The 18,559-nt window shown below is 44.8% G+C and carries 14 protein-coding genes and 2 pseudogenes; 8 read left to right on the top strand and 8 right to left on the bottom strand.

The genetic code is table 11. The features are described 5' to 3' along the window. Positions 1 to 59 precede the first annotated feature (59 nt). Entirely contained in the window at positions 60 to 1,013 is a 954-nt protein-coding gene (locus ACX1C1_RS10810) for a helix-turn-helix transcriptional regulator (protein ID WP_458957077.1), read from the bottom strand. A 337-nt stretch (positions 1,014 to 1,350) separates the two neighbouring features. Here ACX1C1_RS10810 and ACX1C1_RS10805 point away from each other — a divergent pair, with 337 nt between their 5' ends. Then, complete coding sequence (locus ACX1C1_RS10805) at positions 1,351 to 2,808, top strand: S-layer homology domain-containing protein (RefSeq protein WP_458957076.1); 1,458 nt, start codon at positions 1,351 to 1,353, stop codon at positions 2,806 to 2,808. A gap of 157 nt (positions 2,809 to 2,965) precedes the next feature. Here the strand turns inward: ACX1C1_RS10805 and ACX1C1_RS10800 are convergent, their stop codons facing one another. Beyond that, on the bottom strand, positions 2,966 to 3,055 hold the full coding sequence (locus tag ACX1C1_RS10800; RefSeq protein WP_458957075.1) for a putative holin-like toxin: 90 nt from the start codon (positions 3,053 to 3,055) through the stop codon (positions 2,966 to 2,968). A gap of 124 nt (positions 3,056 to 3,179) precedes the next feature. Between ACX1C1_RS10800 and ACX1C1_RS10795 the strand changes: the two genes are divergently transcribed. Continuing rightward, positions 3,180 to 4,196, top strand: a complete 1,017-nt coding sequence (locus ACX1C1_RS10795; protein WP_458957074.1) for a DUF4303 domain-containing protein — start codon at positions 3,180 to 3,182, stop codon at positions 4,194 to 4,196. A 990-nt stretch (positions 4,197 to 5,186) separates the two neighbouring features. On the opposite strand, the gene ACX1C1_RS10790 is transcribed toward ACX1C1_RS10795, so the two are convergent. After that, on the bottom strand, positions 5,187 to 5,294 hold the full coding sequence (locus ACX1C1_RS10790) for a putative holin-like toxin (RefSeq protein ID WP_262679856.1): 108 nt from the start codon (positions 5,292 to 5,294) through the stop codon (positions 5,187 to 5,189). Between the two features lie 223 nt (positions 5,295 to 5,517). Between ACX1C1_RS10790 and ACX1C1_RS10785 the strand changes: the two are divergent. Further along, a pseudogene (locus tag ACX1C1_RS10785) lies at positions 5,518 to 7,073 on the top strand (IS3 family transposase). Positions 7,074 to 7,578: 505 nt separating this feature from the next. On the opposite strand, the gene ACX1C1_RS10780 reads toward ACX1C1_RS10785, so the two are convergent. Together ACX1C1_RS10780 and ACX1C1_RS10775 are read right to left on the bottom strand one after the other, a co-directional pair. After that, on the bottom strand, positions 7,579 to 9,078 hold the full coding sequence (locus tag ACX1C1_RS10780; RefSeq protein ID WP_458957073.1) for a hypothetical protein: 1,500 nt from the start codon (positions 9,076 to 9,078) through the stop codon (positions 7,579 to 7,581). Between the two features lie 5 nt (positions 9,079 to 9,083). After that, positions 9,084 to 10,151, bottom strand: a complete 1,068-nt coding sequence (locus tag ACX1C1_RS10775; protein ID WP_458957072.1) for a nucleoid-associated protein — start codon at positions 10,149 to 10,151, stop codon at positions 9,084 to 9,086. Between the two features lie 99 nt (positions 10,152 to 10,250). On the opposite strand from ACX1C1_RS10775, the gene ACX1C1_RS10770 reads away from it, so the two are divergent. From ACX1C1_RS10770 to ACX1C1_RS10755, 4 genes and pseudogenes are all read left to right on the top strand, one after another. Continuing rightward, positions 10,251 to 10,442, top strand: a complete 192-nt coding sequence (locus tag ACX1C1_RS10770) for a hypothetical protein (RefSeq protein ID WP_458957071.1) — start codon at positions 10,251 to 10,253, stop codon at positions 10,440 to 10,442. Positions 10,443 to 10,723: 281 nt separating this feature from the next. After that, positions 10,724 to 10,868 (top strand): annotated as a pseudogene (locus ACX1C1_RS10765) (tyrosine-type recombinase/integrase); the annotation flags it as partial. A 267-nt stretch (positions 10,869 to 11,135) separates the two neighbouring features. After that, a complete protein-coding gene (locus tag ACX1C1_RS10760; protein ID WP_458957070.1) occupies positions 11,136 to 11,987 on the top strand; it encodes a hypothetical protein in 852 nt (283 codons plus the stop codon). A 146-nt stretch (positions 11,988 to 12,133) separates the two neighbouring features. Further along, entirely contained in the window at positions 12,134 to 13,114 is a 981-nt protein-coding gene (locus tag ACX1C1_RS10755) for a hypothetical protein (protein WP_458957069.1), read from the top strand. A 306-nt stretch (positions 13,115 to 13,420) separates the two neighbouring features. Here ACX1C1_RS10755 and ACX1C1_RS10750 read toward each other — a convergent pair whose 3' ends face one another. Then, complete coding sequence (locus tag ACX1C1_RS10750; protein ID WP_458957068.1) at positions 13,421 to 14,281, bottom strand: sulfurtransferase; 861 nt, start codon at positions 14,279 to 14,281, stop codon at positions 13,421 to 13,423. 609 nt (positions 14,282 to 14,890) lie between these two features. Here ACX1C1_RS10750 and ACX1C1_RS10745 point away from each other — a divergent pair. Continuing rightward, complete coding sequence (locus tag ACX1C1_RS10745) at positions 14,891 to 16,390, top strand: lytic polysaccharide monooxygenase (protein ID WP_458957067.1); 1,500 nt, start codon at positions 14,891 to 14,893, stop codon at positions 16,388 to 16,390. 123 nt (positions 16,391 to 16,513) lie between these two features. On the opposite strand, the gene ACX1C1_RS10740 is transcribed toward ACX1C1_RS10745, so the two are convergent. After that, a complete protein-coding gene (locus ACX1C1_RS10740; RefSeq protein WP_458957066.1) occupies positions 16,514 to 17,515 on the bottom strand; it encodes an ABC transporter substrate-binding protein in 1,002 nt (333 codons plus the stop codon). 100 nt (positions 17,516 to 17,615) lie between these two features. Next, entirely contained in the window at positions 17,616 to 18,557 is a 942-nt protein-coding gene (locus ACX1C1_RS10735) for an ABC transporter substrate-binding protein (RefSeq protein ID WP_458957065.1), read from the bottom strand. Positions 18,558 to 18,559 lie beyond the last annotated feature (2 nt).

Here is an 18,559-nt window from a genome sequence, read left to right as displayed (position 1 = left end):
ATCATTCTCCTTATAGTTGAATGAGTTTAGTATAAAACATCTAACTAGACAACTATCTGTCATGTTTCCTTATCCAATCTATATATTTTTGCAGCTTGTTCTGCACGACTAGCGATGATCTGACGCAGACCAGGAGGCTCTAGCACTTCTGCATGATGGCCCAAGCCGAGAATGAATCTGTACAACCATTCATCTTCCGGATATGACTTTCTCACTTGGCAGCTACCGTCATCTAATGGCAATAGCTCCTCTATGCCGAACCATTCTTCTGCTAGATGACGAGAGTCAGCACGGAAACGCAATACGAATTCCGTCGACTTTGCCTGATTCCCTGGACTCTGACCAGTTACACCCTCTTGCATGAGGAAATCTCTTCGAACAAATGTCCTCTCCGGAACGATTACCAGCTCTTTCATTCTTTTGAGCTTGAACAGCCGAAATTGTTCTTTGGACTGGCAATAGGCCTTCAGATACCATTGTCTTCCTTTCATAATGAGCATATGCGGCTCTACAATTCTGTGCGTTACCTGACCTTCGGCATTGGAATAGTTGAATCCCGCTATTCGGCAGCTATCTACCGCTTCTTCTAACAGCTGTAGTTTAGGACGCAGCCTCTCGTTGCCATCCCAAGGAGAATAGTCAATCAGCACTCGGTTGGTCTTATGTTGGAATTCCTCCGAGTATTGGAGTGGAACAACGCTATTGATTTTCTCCATAAGCTGTCGATGCTGCTCGTTACCATATGAGGTGGATATACTTTTTAAGGCGGTGACTATGGCAGCGAGCTCATCGTTGGTCAGCACGTTGCGGTCCAATCGATATCCTTCTGCCAGTCCGATCCCTCCATTCGTTCCCTGATAGGTGACGATGGGGATACCAGCCACATTAATAGCATCGATATCCCGGTATATCGTCCGTACAGACACCTCGAACCGTTCTGCGAGCTCCTTGGCCTGCACCATACGACGATTCAGCAGTAAAATAATGATGGATAAAAGTCTTTCCAGTTTCATCGTATGTATCCTCCATCAATGTGATTGATTTTTATTGCGCACACTTATCGAATATATAATAAAACGAAATAAGGAGCCGTGCGACCAACACGACTCCTTGGCACAAGAGACCGCTTCAAGCGGTCGTCTTCGGGTACGAAATCTACATGACAGAAAGAGACCGTACTCCTCCTTGCAGCGGGGCGGTCAATTTTTGTTGGTTAATTAATGCAATGATGCCCTTCGTCGAGAGGTTGCCGAACACCCTTGCAAGCCGTTCTATGTACTTGTAAAATTATAGCATGATTATAAGAGGCGGCGTGGGAAACTTTGTACTCAAACGAGGATGGGTGTTGGAATGGTTAATAGATCGCGTCATTGGATGTTTGCACTGTTGCTGGCTGTCATGCTCATGATCCCCTTTAGTGGGGCGTCGGCAGCAGATGGACAACTGAAGTATGAATTTGATCGAATTGATGTTGTGTACGCCGCGGAGTTCACTGTCTATCCACAAATCGCTTATGCCGACCATTGGTTAACATCTCTAGCCGACGGCCCGGACAAGCCGATTCAGATCTTGTATGGTATTGTTCATTTGTACACCGGCGATCAATATATAGAAGAGCAATTCATCAGCATGACCGGAGAAGTCAGCTCAGAGCGCTTCTTAAGCGACACGATATACAACGAATTTTATGACGAGTCCTATATTACCAAAAAACAAACGTCTATTCGATTCTGGTCGGGCAAGAAGCTGGACGGCAATACGGTCGTAAAGGATTTAAATCAGTGGATGAAGGAGGTTACCCTCGTCCAATCCTTCAATCCGAACGGCGCATTGACGGGCTATCAACTTCGTGGTTTTTTCACACCTGACAATCTATCACCGCAGAACAACTACGGTATCCTGTACACCTCTGATCCCGCTTCCCTCCTCCATGCTGGAGAATTGAACGGAGTAGAGGTTGAAACTAAGCTGGAGGCGCCGACAGACGAGAATCCGATTGCAGAAGAAATGCAGCCAGGTGTGACTAATCCGGAAGAAACGAATCCAGACTCGGCAATGCCAGAAAGTACGAATGAACAACCGAAGCAACCACAAGTGGATAAGTCCGCCAAAGAAGTATCCATTCTGTCTGCCACTGCCTCCACGTATTCCAGCAATACGTTAAAAGCGGATATACTAAAGCAACTTGGCCTATTCACAGGAACAAATAACGGCTATCAGCTGGGAGATTCTTTTATTCGCTCGCAAGGAGTGGTCATGCTCCTTCGCCTCTCCGGTGAAGCTGATGAGGCCGCCAAAGCAAATCTGAAACCTACCTTCACCGATGTGAACAGCACGAACTGGGCTGCGAACGAGATCGCTTACGCCGTCAGCAAAGGTTATGTGAAGGGCATCGGGAATGGCGAATTTGCACCAGATAGAATAATGACAGGAAAAGAGTTTCTAACCCTGATTAATCGGTTGTTAGGTTATCCCCATGCTGCCCCTTCCAATGTAGAGGAGCTTTCGTGGAATAATGGGCTGCTCACCGCAGATTCAGCAGCGCGCCTAGCGAATGCGCAGCCTTTCTTGCGTGGTGATATGGTCGAAGTCGTATATGCAGCATTACAGACGAAGCTGTCTGGCAGCTCCAGCACACTGCTAAGTACGCTCGTTGAAGACAAAGGGGCCATCAGCGCCGAGCTTGCCGTTGCAAGCGGACTGTATACCAAATCAAACGAGCCTCTCTACTACATTCCGAAGCCAGGCAGCGATCCGATGGATTCGATCGAGCAGGCGATTCGGCAGAGGCTTGGACAGCACCTCTAAGAACCTTCTATTGTATGCATAAAACTCTGAAGCTATAATAAAACTGAAGAAGGAGTCGTGTGCTAACACGACTCCCGGCAGCACAGTAGACCGCTTCAAAGGCGGTCGGCTTCGGTGAAACGATCAGAAATAGACCGCTACCTTGCAGGGGGGTGGTCTATTTCTTTTGGTTAATCGCTGCGAGTATGGCGACAACCAGCGTCAGCAGCGCCACAATTAGCGCCTCAAAACCGATCATCAACGTCAAGGCATCTTTAACCTTCAGGGATATCCCCCCCCCTTCGTCGAGTGAGAACCACTTAAAAGAAGGAGATTCTATTAAAGACAAGGAATATTTTAGCATGTTAAATAGAATATAGGAGGATACAGAATTGAGCTCTTATGATGTGCATATTGGCAAGTTAATCAGTGAGAAACGTGAGTTGGAGGGAAATGGGATCTATCTGATCTGTACTCCCGAAAAGGAAATTTTAGAAGTAAGTACACACAGACCCGAAAATGGAGTATTTATCAGCTCCAAAGACATAGAGGACGCCCTGTACGACTTTTGCAGATCTGCTATAGAAGATTATATCCTGGAAGGCAACAACAAGGATGTCTACACCTTTTCCATTTATACAGACACCTATTACGGCAGCTATGTGATTTACATCAACAATATGGCCTCGTTAAACCAAAGTGTGGATGAAAACTATGCCAGCTACCAAAATAAATATCTAGAAACGGGTTATGAACATTATAACCAGAGCCGCGAGCAGCTCTATAATCAATATAAGTACGGTGAGGGCGACTACCACTTTATGTATGAAGAAATGCCGGAGCGTCTTGAAAAGTGGCTGAATATTTTCAGTCGCATCAGTCAGGAGGAACCAGAGTATCTGGATATCGATCAAAATTATATTTTCGAGAAAACAATCGTCGACTCCCAGCTTTTCCTGATTGCCATCGATGTTATTCATCGCTTGCAAGACGATTTGAAACAATTGGATCAGACAAGTGACTTTATTGCATATGTCTCCGCGGCTGATGGCGTCGGTGGTAACTTACTGACCGATAGCCAATTGATTCGGAGATGTGTAAGTGAGGATCAAATGTATCGCGCTATCCCGCAAATGAAAGATAAAGACATGGTTTATATGTCTGTCGTTGCAGCAGTCAAGCAGAAGGCCCTTCACGAACAAGTTCAGCATTGGATCAACGTTATTGAAGAAGGAGAATTTGGTAAGGACAATATACGTAGTTTCTGGAAAACTGATTATGAAGCTTATGAGCCATTAGTAGTGCTCGGCCAAATGGCAGTACCTTACATTCAAGAGAATATGAACAGAGACCTCAAGGCTGAAACGAAATATATTCTTGAGATGGTATTAGCTGATTTGAAAAACTAAATCAATTTCATATTTCCTATATTCTTATTGTAAAAACTCAATTGCCCGCTTTCATCATCATGCACAAATCGATCAAAGGTCGGTGAGAGGAAAAGGGACAGAGCCCCATGGTCGAATGCGGGATTACGCGATATTTCTTGTTAAACTGTTGATTCCATGTTGATTAATTGTCTAGAAGGTTCTAATCATTGAATCCGTGACATAAAAAATACATCGTCAGGGCGCGCAAGCGCCATGGCGATGTATTCCTAATGTACATCCTATTATGCCTTGTAAGGCTATTCTTCATCTCCGGTAGCGATAGGATTCTCGCCATACGAAATCCAATCGCTCTAGCTGTAATAGCTGCAAGTGGATGGATACCGAATACATTTAAAAATGGGACCCTGTAGTGTGTAAGTGATCCTTCTGCTTCTGTATACTTCCCAAGTGCACATGAAACTTCCCCGACAATCCGTCCGAACTCCTCAGCATGGTGCACCTCAGTTAATTCTGGAGCGTGACCTTTAAGAAAAGATACCATAGCACCTAATGTTCCATCTGAAAATCTTACATAATTATCCCCACTGCTTGTCCGGATCAATACAGGCACTTGAAATGAAAGGTTTTGATGACTCAAATACGTTGTGATTTTTGATTTGAGTTCAATACCAGAGATACTTTTGGTAAATCGATTATAGAATCAAATGATATATTTTCGTTCATAAATGTTAATAATCTTCGTCAAATTTGTCAGGCCAAAGGGAACTGGTGCATCATATCCTCCGTTCCTAAGTCAGTGGCAACATGTAAGTGATTTCTATTGCGCCACACTTATCGAATATGCGTATAAACGATCATCGTATTGCATGTATATATCCACGCCGTTATAATAAAACTAAAGAAGGAGCCGTGCGACCAACACGACTCCGACGGCACAGTAGACCGCTTCAAAGGCGGTCGGCTTCAGTTAACTAGTCGAGAGTAGACCGTAACCTTGCAGTGGGCGGTCTATTTTTGTTGATTAAATATTGCTATGATGGCAACAACCAACGTCAGCAGCGCTACAATTAACGCTCCAAAACCGATCATCAACGTCAAAGCATCTTTAACCTCCATGGGCATCCCTCCCTTCAACGAGAGGTAGCCGACCACCCTTGCAAGCCGTTCCACGTGCATGTCTAATTATAGCATAATTTGTAAGTGGTGAAGTGAAGAAAATGCTGCTCCTCATTTTCTAAACTGTTGATTTGATGTTGATTAATCACCCCCTCTGTCAGAATAGTTGTCGTAACCCCTATCTCAAAGTATAGTGGGAATAACGAGAACGAGGTGGATGAGAGTGAACCAGAAAAGTCAGGAATTAAAGCAGAGTATCTTACAACGGATGTTGCCACCCAATAATGAATCTGTTAGTAAGTTAGTCAGAGAGACGGGTATATCTGAAACCACGTTGTACAAGTGGAGGAACGCGGCGAAAGCCCAGGGAACAATTATGCCAGCAGGTGCATCTACAGAGCGATGGAGCACGATGGATAAGTTCACCATCGTGGTGGAAACAGCAGCATTAAGTGAGATTGAGATGGCCGAATACTGTCGTGCCAAAGGGTTATTCGTAGAACAAGTAGAAGCATGGCGCGATGCGTGTATGCAAGCTAACGGAGGAGTTACTGCTCACTCCAACCAGTTGCAGAAGGAACTACGTGCGAAAGAACAAGAGAACAAAGCGTTAAGCCGTGAGCTGAAGCGCAAAGAGGCAGCACTCGCCGAGACAGCCGCCTTATTGGTGTTGCGAAAAAAGGCCCAAGCGATTTGGGGGGACAACGAGGACGAATGATCCGTGCCTCAGATCGCGAGCAAGCTCTTACACTGATTGGGGAAGCCGTCGGTGCTGGTGCAAGAGAAGCAGCTGCTTGTCTAGAGCTCGGACTGACTCAGCGGACGTTGCAACGCTGGCGCAAGGAAGGCGGAACCGTAGACGGACGTCCTCAAGCCAAACGACCAATTCCCTCGAACAAGTTAAGCGAAGCGGAAGAACATCAGGTACTGGACGTTCTTCAGCAACCCCAGTACAGGAGCCTGCCGCCAAGCCAAATTGTGCCTGCGCTGGCCGACGAAGGGACATACATCGCCTCTGAATCTAGCTTTTATCGAATCATGCACAAGCATAACCAACAACACCATCGCGGGCGCAGCAAGAAGCGATCTCCTAAACCGATTACAAGCCATGCTGCATCTGGACCGAATGAGGTATGGATGTGGGATATTACGTGGTTGCCAGGACCTGTGAAGGGGTTGTTCTTCTACCTTTATCTCATACTAGATTTATACAGCCGTAAAATTGTAGGATGGGAGATTTGGGAAGAAGAGTCTGCGGAGCATGCCAGTCAACTGATTCGTCGCACGGTCATTCGTGAGCAATGCGTAATCCGACAACAGCCACTCGTGCTTCACTCGGATAACGGAAGCCCAATGAAGGGAGCCACGTTACTCGAGACGCTATACAGTTTAGGTATCACGCCTTCCCGTAGCCGACCGCGCGTTAGTAACGACAACCCTTATGCAGAATCGATTTTCCGCACCTGCAAGTACCGCCCTGATTATCCTACGAAGGGCTTCAGTGACCTAACAGAGACCCGTGTCTGGGTCAGACAGTTTGCTAGCTGGTACAACGATGAGCATCGTCATAGCGGACTGAATTTCATCACCCCGAGCCAGCGACATAAAGGACTGGCAGACGATGTGTTTAAAAAACGCAAAGAAGTATACGAAGCCGCAAAAGCCAAGAAGCCGAGTCGTTGGTCTGGCGAAGTGCGTGACTGGAGCTTGGAAGATGAAGTCTGGCTCAATCCTGAAAAAGCGACGCTTATTCAGGCTGCGCAAAAATCGCTATCTTGACAGCATACTGTTTTTTGAGAAATAGCGACAACTATCTTGACAAACACCGCCTTTTCCGCAAGCTCAATCATATCTCCTTCGCATCCAGCAAATCTATTTGGATATCTTCATATTCCTGGCTGTACAGAACCCAAGAGCAAATGCTTACAAAAAATGAAATGTAACAGGAGTGCTAACTATTCCGTGATGCGTAATGAAACCTTAAAGTCTTCGCTATTCAAAGTGGAACTAACTTTAATTGAGGCTTGACTTAAATCTTGACAATAATGAATGTCAGTTCTAATATAATACTAAGCAAATATTTGTTTACGGAAGCACCGTTCAAACGAGCATGATCACTATGCTCGTTTGAATGGTGCTTATTTTTTTGTGAAAGGAGACAATAAAAAAACAGTATACCTGTATCGTATGTGGACACCATATTCAGAAATGTAGGTTTCTCCATTAATGATTTTTTTGAGTAAAACTGCATAAGAGAAGCTGCTCATAAATTGAGAAGCTTCTCTTATGTGAAAATTTCTATTAACTTGTTGATATAAGGTTTGATTAGTGAATACAAACTGCCAAGCACACCATGTAGATTTAAGCCAAGAATAATTGTAGCTAAGCTAATTCCAATGCTCGGCCAGACAGTCCAGTGAAGGTATTTCCTGAAAATGCTGGTTTGTTTCTCAATACTTTTTCCTGTTATTTTATCGATACGATCTTCAAGGAAAATTTTTTTATAGTCTACAACTCGATTGTTATACACTTCTATAATTGCCTTCTTATTAGCATTAGCAAGTGAACTGTAGTAAATAGTAAGAGCTATCGAAAAGAAGCTGTAAGCATATAGAATCCAAGGGATAAATGCTTGGTTATCTGGTTTGTTAAAGCCAATAACGGCAGTGATTGCAGTTGCGAGCAATCCGAATAGGTTTTTTGTTACAATATCCGTTAGTCCAGTTATTTGCTTACTAATTTCATTTGAAGTTGCCCTGATGAAATCTTCAACCTGCTTTCTCTCGTCTAGATAGGATTTCACACTCTTTTGTATATAAACCCGATAATTCTCCATTATCATTTCATGAATTTCTGATATATTGCTTAACAGCGGTTCTAGGTCAGAATTATTTTCTTCCTTAATATGAAGATTGATTATATTTTGAGTTAATCCAATCTTATCTGCCGTTTTCTCGCTATACACCCATTCGTATAGAGAATACATTTTTTCCATTTGCTCTTTCTTTGTCGCCCCCGGTGCAAGTAAGTTGAATTTAGTTTGTTTTAGTCCAGAAAATGTTGATTGATAAATTTGTTTCTCATCCAAAAACTCAGTATTTAGAGCTGTGAAAGCAACACACAATGTGATAGCCTTTATATTCAATAAGTTGCTAATTTCGTTTTGAGGACCATCATTGAAAAAATATGAATTTGGCGGTGATTGCAAACTCAATTCACGATTCCACCGAATGTTTTCGTTGCGTTCTTTAATTATCTTTTTATTGGTTTTGAACTTATTTTCAGAATCCTCAAACGGAAATTCAAGAGTTCTCATATCACCTATTGCTATAAAATCGTTTTTCACTATTTCTGTAAATCCATCTTGATCATAAATTATAATGTAAGTAGGTTGCGTAGACTTATTAAATATCGTTTGTTCCAAAAGGGCAAAATTCATAGTTATAATAGCTTGTGTTAGTAAATTAGCTTTGGAAAAAATAAGTACATTGTATTGGTCAAAAATTTGAAACGGAATCAAATTCGTTTTTTTAATTTCAATTTTCACTTCAACAAATTCATTACATAAATCAAGTGTTCCAGATAGAAATGATTTCTCTGATGGCATTGACAAAATAGGCTGATCAGAAATATGGAGAGAGAAACCGCAATTTAATGCTAGAGAAATTTCAGTAATATCGGATTCAACCAACTCATTGTGGAGTTGGTTGGAATAAACCACATTATTGAAGGTTTCATCATAATGAATGAATCCTTTTGATTTGATTATTTGAAGCCATTCCATAAGAATCAGTCCATTTTTTTTATTTTCAGTCCCTTTATGGTAATATCGGCCACTTCTTCTCCTGAGGCATTTCTCCGTCTTGTTAATACAAATTTGTCAGAATCATTGTAAACAGCCGGGTCAATCTCAAGCTTAGCCCCTTCAAGAGATATCTGTCTTCTTCTTGCGTAAATCTGGGCAATATCTTGGGATTTAACAAACTCAGCACGTCTCACACCATTTCTTTCAAACTCTGCAATTAAAGAATCCATATACAGTTTTCTTTCAGCTTCAGGTAGATCTTCGCTAAATTGTGATTCAACAAATTGGGTAATGTTTATGTTTTCAGTATTAACGACTAAATTGACTGCATTATCGTATATAGATTGTTTTTTCTCAGGAGTTATTGCTGCCGTTTCAACAAACGCTCTAACACCTTTAATAAAGCCAGTGGTGTTAGTTTTGGAATCATCAATCAGTTCGACATTAAGGAACTTCTTTTGAAAGAATTGAGAAATGTCTGCTTCATCTGATTTGCTTTTCTGTCTATCTAAAATTATTAATTGGTACTCATCGCTAGTTCGTTTAATAAAAGCAGCTTTTTGCAATTTTGAGCCTAGCTGAGGCCAACCACTGCCTAACTTTTTTATACCGATGTATCTTCCATTAGGGGTATCAGTCGCCTCAGAGATGTAGTTATCCTTATAATCTAACTTAAGTAAACAAATGTACTCAGTACCATTGCAGTTAGCCAGGCAAATTGCAACATCAGCCGCTGATATTGTTTTATTACTCATTGCATTGAAGAGTAATCTCGCTAAGTTCTTCGACCCGGAGACAAATTGATGTTGTGTATCATCAAGAATTTTGTAGCTCTCCGTTAGTACTTGATTTATATCTGAATCAGAAAAATTAGCGTAACGAATTCTTCCGTCCTCAAAACCACTTTTTGTGTGGGTCTCAAGAACATTTCTTAATTCTTCGTCCATATTTAATGAAATATCGGAAAGATCTAATCCTGAGTTGAGTTCTTTTTGATTATCAAGACGGTGTATCATTGCTGAGTGAATTCGAAGTCGCTCCACCTTCAACATATATTTGAGTTTTCCCCTTTCTTTAGCAACATGCGCTGAGAATAAATTTTATGAATTGAAGTACAATAGAAAATGATTATAAAGGACGGTGAAAACGCCATGAGACTATTCAAAGTATTTATTGAGCATGATGATACTTGGAAAGAATTCGGGACATTTAAAGCCAGTGATGGCGAGATGGCTCTAGAACTTGCTCGCTCGTCAAAAAATGATCTTTTAAAAATCTATTCATTCACAGAGGAAGAATTACCATTTGTGAATATGGAGTATGAAGAGCTTGCCAATACCTAATATACCAGAATTTCCTACTTGGCACTATTGTTTTTTAGTACTTAAGACCTGCCAAATAACATAATGAATCCCCTCACTAAACTGTGAGGGGATTCATTATGTTGTCCGAGCTATATAAACGTACAGAGTAGACTTCTCATAACCCTGTTAAGGAAACACTGTTATAAAATTGCGCTAAATACAACGGAAGCCCACGGCTGTCTCAGGTCACGCAAACCAAGTTCGGATGCCCTGTAAACCCCTACTACTTTGAATCTCGTTGGCTAGACATGCTGCGTAAATCTGGATTGCCTCACATTCGCTACTATGATCTCCGTCATACCCACGCCAGCTTATTGATATTAAAGGGTATTAACCCTAAAATTGTGAGCGAGAGGCTTGGTCACTCCTCCGTTGGCATCACTTTGGATCGCTACTCGCATACGTATGGCGTGGACTATAGAGCAGCCGTTGAACTTAATAGTCTACTTGAGGAGAAGAAACTACCCGTGTTGAATACTTAAACATATTAATATCGTGTACAGACAAGAGCCGGAACCAATTATATTGTGGTTCCGTCTCTTTGTATTATTCTATATTCAATCGAAAAAAGCCATGCTATAGTAATAGAAAAATGTAGAAAACATGGGCATTATGGGATTCCATGTGTCTAGTACTTATAATCAAGAAAGCAATAAATTTAGGAGGATATGAATGTCATCGCCTGAGATAAAAAAACAAGTAGAAGATTATGTGGAATGGCAGTGTAGAGGTAAAGCAAAGGTCATACATTCGAAGCCAGAACAAACATACAATGAGTTGGGTTTTGAAGTCACCATATGGAATGTAAAGACCGATAATGATGGGGCATGGTGGGTTGCCCAAGGCGATCTTCCAATGAACCTATATCCTCAAGACCATGCATATTATTTCGTAACTGATGAAGTATTTTCTTTTCATCTAGGTATTATGCTCCGCATGATGAACGATGAAGCGAATAAACCTGAGAACACTATCCACAACATCGCAAGCGGGACTGAAATTTCTATTAATATAAAACGAAAACTGGTTATAGCTTCTCAAAAGCTTCAGGAAGCAGTGGAAATTGAAGAGATACAAGCTATAGGTGTAACATGTAGGGAGACACTTATTGAGCTTATTAATCATTTGTTTACATTGGATGATTTTGAAGGACAAGATGACTTCAAAAAGTCAGATGTGAAAAACAGAGGATCTTTGGTAATCGAGAAGTATCTTACTGGTTCTGAGAATTCTGATCTACGTAAGCATTTAAGAAACGTATTAAACGGGGCCTGGGACTTATCAAATTCTCTTACCCATTCTTCTTCAAAAACCGTTTATGACGCCTCCATCTGTTTAACTATGACAACGGCTGCGGTTTCTGTATTTGAAGACTTACTGAACAAACATGACGATATCTTTTCTGGAATTCGTTGTAATAACTGTGGCAGTAAGCAGTTGACTATAGCTGAAAATGACGAGACAAAGGATCATCTAATCATTTGTGATAATTGTAGGCATGCGCGTATTAAAGAAGATAAATAGCCACTGAATACGTTATTCGTCAACCTGTTTAGCGAATATTCCTTGCTTTGAGATTAAGTTTTAAAATATCCATACCGAGCCCAAAGCAATTATCCACGGAGGGGATTATCATCAACAAAATACGCAAATATTCAACAGAATTTGGTTTGAACGTTTATACCTCTTACAAAACTATCATTCCTGTTGAGCATCTAGATAAGGTATCAAACGATGCACGGTATCATTTATATTGCATTTTAAGTACAACACGGACCTTCTTTGATGTTCAGAGCCTGCAAATCGATGCTGACGGAATTGAATGCAGAATAAAACAGATTATCGATAATAAGGAAGTATACTATAAATCTGAAAAGTTCGTACTACTCAATGGGATTGATCATACATTGATTAGTTATAATCACAAATACCCTTATGATAAGATTGACTTTTCCATTCCATCGGATTTATTGGACGAATACTATGAAAAACATAAAGATTTTATCGGCGTGTCAAAAGAAGAAATGAAAGATTTTCTTAGCCACCCTTTTGATGCCCAATTCATACTGAATAATTATCTCCAAAAACATGGGATACCTCAAGAGATGGAAGTACTGTACGTCGGTAAGGCTTACGGTAAAAATGGGAATCGCTTAGCACAAGATCGTTTATCATCACACTCTACATTGCAAAAAATTTTAACTGATTATTATAGCAACCATCAAGATAAAAGGATCTACATATTATTACTGGAAATGGAACCTATTCTAAATACGTTTATGGATGGGATATCAGAAGAATTTGAAAAAAGTGAACAGGAAAGTGAGGCGCATTTACAAAATGTCCTGCAGAATCCCCCAATTTACGAACAAGTAATCAACATCACAGAGGCTGCCATTATAAACTTCTTTAAACCGCATTATAATGAAAAGTTTATTGATAATTTCCCTCTTGATAGTCACCAAAGTTATCGACAGTACTATGATCTGGACTACAATGCACTGACTGTTGAAATTGATATGGAGTTTAATTATTCCCCTCAAATGATTCTAATGTCAGAGCATAATAAAATCACTTGTGTCTGGGACTCTATAGAATTTAACCTTTTTAATGATCCTAACAGAAAAAGCATGTACGATATTTTCAATTAAATCAATCATAATCAACGTTGACCTTAAGTTGAATAACAAATGGTCATGATTTCCTTGTTGATTTACAACTGGTTGGCCGGTACGCCCTCTCCAGAAGAGAGGGCGTACCGGCCTTCTTTGTGTGTACAGCGGCGAGGACGTACGAGCGAGGGGGCTGTAAGACGGATGCAAACAGACGCTCGGTCCGAAGCTTTATGAAAATGTGTTCAGAGATCAAGCGTTGATTCCGTGTTGACTTCGAGCATAAAAAATACATCGCCTAAGGCACGGAGCCTACATGGCGATGTATTCATCAACAAACCACTATTATGCGTCTCTTTGTTCTTCCTCGTCCCCAACAGCGATCGGATTCTCGCTATACGAAATCCAATCGCTCCAGCTCCCCGCATACAGACGCACCTTGGTAAAGCCCGCTTCCTGCAGGGCGATCACGTTCGGCGTCGCCGTTACGCCTGAGCCGCAGTAGACGATCAGCTCGCGGTCGCGATCCAAGTCGGCGAAACGCGCCTCTTGTCCCGCCGCGCCCTTCCAGGCGCCGGACTCTCCGAGGCCGTCCTTCCAGAAGCGGTTAATCGCGCCTGAAATATGGCCTGCCGCCTTGTCGAGCGGCTCGACCTCGCCGCGATAGCGAGGCGCTTCGCGCGAGTCGATCAGTGTGACGCGTTCGTCGCCGAGCAGCTCCTTCACTTCGTCCATCTCAACCAGCATCGTATGCTGGACCTCCGCCAAATATTTCGACGGAATCAGCACCTTTTGGTCGGATGACACCGGGAAGCCCGCGTTCGCCCATGCCGTGAAGCCTTCGTCCATGACATACACTTGGTCGTGACCAAGATACTTGAGCAGCCACCACAGACGGGAGGCCATCGCCCCGCCTTGATCGTCGTAAGCGACAACGCGCGATTCGTTGCTGATGCCCACGCGGCTCAACGCGACCGTAAGATCGAAGATGTCCGGCAACGGATGCCGGCCGCCATGACCGCTCTCTTCGACCGGCGCGGACAAGTCCTTTTCCAAATCCAAATATACGGCCCCCGGGATATGCGACGCTTCGTACTGCTCGCGGCCCGCGTCGGGCTTTCCCATTACGAATCTGCAATCCACGATGACGACGTCCGCTTCGTACACGCGGGCCAGCACCCATTTGGTCGATACGATATTTTTCATGTTCCATTCCGCCTTCCCTAACGTTCATGCGTCTTATTATAACGGAAACAAGCTCATTGCCGAAAGTCCATTTCCTTAACATCGAACGCAGCGGACAATGAAGCATATCCATTTCCACTATTAAAAATGATTGCCCTCGACACATCCGTTAATTAGTTCATTTCTCCCGACGTCGATTAGTACAATAGAACCTCTTCCATCAGGGAATCGATATTTTTGCAAAGAATGCAAATGACGATCGAAATATTTTTACAGGCGTCCATGATCATAATATCCGAACGGCAATTCCCAAACTAAGCGGCTCTAACCTTCAAAATTAGGCATGCCTGCTCTATAGAATACGGTCATTAGATTAATTAGAACTATTTTATAACTATTTTGGAGTAACGTTTTTATTAACACATTTTTCTATATTAGGTTACTTATGTAGCGAAAAAAAAGATATTTTAGTATCATTGTCACATTTTACCCCTCATATATATCCTTAATTTTTACAAACAAACAGAGTTAGAGAAACATAATCACCAGTTCTTTTGCATCTGGCATCCATGAAATGGAATGATTATGATCGGTAAAGGTTACCAATTACAAAAAACGAGGAGAATCGACATGACGATGACGCACCAAACCTTGCGAGGCAAACTCGCGATGACGTTTTGTTTGATCGTGTTCGGCCTGATTTGCGCGCTAGCCATAGCGGACAAGGCATCCGCCCACGGCTACATGACATCTCCAGCCAGCCGCTCGCTGCTCTGCAGTCAAGCGGAGAACCAAAATTGCGGAGCCATTCAATACGAACCTCAGAGCGTAGAAGGAATCGGTGGCTTCCCCGCTTCGGGGCCTGCCGACGGCAAGCTTGCGGGAGCCGGCCATTATGCGGAATTGGATCAACAGTCCGCCAATCGTTGGAAGAAGGTCGATTTGAAGGGCGGCTCCAATACGTTTACTTGGACGCTCACGGCGAATCACATAACGGAGAAATGGGATTACTACATCACGAAGATCGGCTGGGACCCGAGTAAACCTCTGACCCGCGATCAGCTAGAATCGAAGCCCTTCTGCACGATCGACGGGGGCAATAAGCAGCCGAGCAAATCCGTCTCTCATACCTGCAACGTGCCGACGGACCGGACTGGCTATCATATTATTCTAGGCGTGTGGGAAATCGGCGATACCGTGAACGCCTTCTATCAGGCGGTGGACGTCAACCTGTCGCAAGGCGGGACTACCCCTCCACCCGTGGCGACGGAGCCGCCAAGTGTTCCCGACGACGTATGGTGCTCCGGACATACGGACAGCAGCATTACGATGTCTTGGTCAGCTTCCACATCTGCCGACGGCATTAACCATTACGAAGTAATCCGTGACGGCAAAGTGATCGGAACTTCGAAGGGCTTATCGTACACGGATAATGGACTACCGGCGAATACGACCTATTCGTATGCGGTGGCTGCGATCGATCAGAGCGGCAGACGTTCCGCGGCCAGCCTTCCGGTATCGGCCAACACGCTACCGGTCTTGACGCCGGCGCCGGATACTTCCGCTCCGACGAGACCTGCCGGCCTTCGAGCCGGCAACGTAACGGATAAGACCGCCGCGCTCTCATGGACGGCCGCTTCGGATAATATCGGCGTGACGAAGTACGAGGTTTATCGCGACGGCAAACTTATCGGGACGACGACCTCGACGGCCTATTCGGAAAGCGGGTTATCGGCCTCGACGTCTTATTCCTATACCGTCGTCGCCCTTGATGCGGCGAACAACCGCTCGGCGGCAAGCGCTGCGCTGGCCCTTACGACGAAGGCTGCACCGGTCGCGCCTCCAACGAATCCGACGACCGCGTGGGACGGGACGAAAGTGTATGTGGCCGGCGATATCGTCAGCTACAACGGCATCGAGTACAAAGCAAGCTGGTGGACGCAGAACGAACGACCGGACAGCTCAGACGTTTGGAAGCCAGTCTCCGGTTCGGCCGCGCAATCATGGAACGGCACGAAAGCCTATAACGGTGGCGATATCGTCGTCTACGAAGGACATACGTACAAGGCGAAGTGGTGGACCAAAGGTGACAAGCCCGGCCAAGCTGGCGTTTGGACGCTGATCGCTTAACCCTGCTTGTAGTCGGGCGGATGTAGTATGTGACTTGTAGTACATCCCCCGGTAGAAAGCGGGAAAGCAACGCACCTCAAACGAAAAGAAGCGTGCCGCCTTGGCACGCTTCTTCTCATCCAGCTATTCCTTCACGATCGTCTTCAGCACTTCGTCCACAACCAGCGAGTTGCTGATCGGTCCATTGCCCCGCCAGATGGCCGGCATGCCGATGTGCACGTTGCCCGCTTTAACAGCCGGCAGATCGGCGAAGAGCGGATTCTGCTTCAGCTCTTCGACTTTCGCCATGGCATCGATCTCTACGTTACCCGTATCCGGTTCGATGATAATGTAGTCCGCATCAGCCAGCTCCGGAATAAGCTCCAACGAAATCTCGGCGGAGCCGTGTTTCTCTACCAATGCAGGCTTAGCAAGTCCAAGCCCCGTATCCCCGTACAGATTGTCCTTGCGATCCTCGCTCAGCGTCCAAAGCGTCTTGCCGACATAGATCAGAGCCAGCTTGGGATCCGCTCCCGCTACTTCTTCTATCTTGGCTCTCGCCTCTGCGACCTTCGCATCATATTCTGCCAGCTTCTGCTCGGCAACGTCCTTGCGGCCGACGATATCGCCGATCTGCACAAGTACGTCACGCCAGCTTCCAGCCCACGCATTGGCAAAGGAATACGTAGGTGCCACGTTCTTGAACGCGTCATATTGCGCCGCTCCAGCATCATAACCGATGATGATCAGCTCGGGATCATAGCTAAGGGCTACTTCCGGCGTCAGACCCGGCGAGAACGCGATCTCTGGAGCATTGCCCATCCATTCGTCGAGATAGTCGTACGGATATTTGACTTGAGGCACAACGTCAAGCGCTGCGAGAAAATCCTCTAATCCCGTAGCGATAATACGCTCCGGCTTTGCCGGAATTTCCAACTCGTGACCAAGCTCGTCCGTCAACTTTCTAGGTTCGCTGGCCTTCTCTGGTTCCGGCGTTGCCGTAGCTGTAGCCGTGGCGGTTGCTTCTGCCGTATTGGTCGCCTCGGACCCTGCATTCTCTTGTCCATTGTCGTTCGACCCGCACGCGGACAATACCGCTATCATCATCATTACTGCCAGTAAGAGCAGCAGGTGCCGCTTCTTCATGTTGTTCATCTTCCCTCTCTGATATTAATAATTATTCTCATTTACATTATACAGACCGCCCTTATAGGCGGCTATGGAGATAATTCCGATAATGAGATGGTCATAATTCCGAAAATAAAGAAGGTGCCAACTCCAATATCCGCTGATGGGCAAAAGCCGAGTACTCGAACCAAGGCGCCAGCGGGACCCGGTGAACACGCCCCATCCTAACGGCCCTGAGACTTCTCCAGAGCTCAGATTGCTGCAGTGCCCGCCATCTGGCTTGGGCGATCGCATCCTCCCCTACGGATACGACGATGCGAGCCGCATCGTACACCGCAAGCTCCTCCGGGGCGATGGACCTGATGCTGGCTTCCTGCATGCCGGATACCAATCCAAGATCGTGAAATAACACATCCGCCAGATTGCGGCTGCCGAACAGTATATAGTCAGACTCTGTAATGAGAAGCGGAAGGATCGTATCGTCCTTAACCGCATCGCGTACACCTTCCTTCGTCTGCCGCACCATGTGGTCATAGCCCTCCAGCCAGCGGTCCGCAACGGGGCGGCGGGAGACGATGTCGGCGATTTCGCCGAGCTGCAGGCGCCAATCGGAGCGGCACCAGTCGATGATTCGTGTGTCCGCGATTTGTTTCAGATTCGACCGTTCCCACTCCTGAATATAATCGGCGCCGATTATGAGATCGGGTTTCGTGCCGACCAGCACCCGTTCATTGGCCTCCCACACCTTCCTGCGATCATGCGAATCGTCTTGCAGCAGGTAGTCGACGGAAACATTTGTGCGTTCTTGCGGGCTTCTCGTCCAATCCGGATCCAACGCGGCGGACTGCGGCATAATTTGCAACGCGAGCAATTGCCCCGTAATGGGATAATTATAAGAGGCGATTCTCATATGCTGCCCCTTCATGTAGAGCGTCGGAGACAGCCCCGTGTTATGCTTGAATTTTTTGCTAAAATACAGTTCGTCCGAGTAACCAACCTCTCTCGATATCTGCTTAATGCTGGCCCCCTCACGGAGCATCTTGGTCTTCGCTTTCTCCATTC

Source organism: Paenibacillus sp. strain BS8-2 (genome assembly GCF_054483835.1).
This window is presented reverse-complemented; position numbering and strand designations above follow the sequence as displayed.

Coding starts and splice junctions, on each gene's coding strand:
- ACX1C1_RS10810 (WP_458957077.1), bottom strand. CDS start 1,013: ATGAAACTGGAAAGACTTTTATCCATCATTATTTTACTGCTGAATCGT.
- ACX1C1_RS10805 (WP_458957076.1), top strand. CDS start 1,351: ATGGTTAATAGATCGCGTCATTGGATGTTTGCACTGTTGCTGGCTGTC.
- ACX1C1_RS10790 (WP_262679856.1), bottom strand. CDS start 5,294: ATGGAGGTTAAAGATGCTTTGACGTTGATGATCGGTTTTGGAGCGTTA.
- ACX1C1_RS10780 (WP_458957073.1), bottom strand. CDS start 9,078: ATGGAATGGCTTCAAATAATCAAATCAAAAGGATTCATTCATTATGAT.
- ACX1C1_RS10775 (WP_458957072.1), bottom strand. CDS start 10,151: ATGTTGAAGGTGGAGCGACTTCGAATTCACTCAGCAATGATACACCGT.
- ACX1C1_RS10770 (WP_458957071.1), top strand. CDS start 10,251: ATGAGACTATTCAAAGTATTTATTGAGCATGATGATACTTGGAAAGAA.
- ACX1C1_RS10760 (WP_458957070.1), top strand. CDS start 11,136: ATGTCATCGCCTGAGATAAAAAAACAAGTAGAAGATTATGTGGAATGG.
- ACX1C1_RS10750 (WP_458957068.1), bottom strand. CDS start 14,281: ATGAAAAATATCGTATCGACCAAATGGGTGCTGGCCCGCGTGTACGAA.
- ACX1C1_RS10745 (WP_458957067.1), top strand. CDS start 14,891: ATGACGATGACGCACCAAACCTTGCGAGGCAAACTCGCGATGACGTTT.
- ACX1C1_RS10740 (WP_458957066.1), bottom strand. CDS start 17,515: ATGAAGAAGCGGCACCTGCTGCTCTTACTGGCAGTAATGATGATGATA.
- ACX1C1_RS10735 (WP_458957065.1), bottom strand. CDS start 18,557: ATGGAGAAAGCGAAGACCAAGATGCTCCGTGAGGGGGCCAGCATTAAG.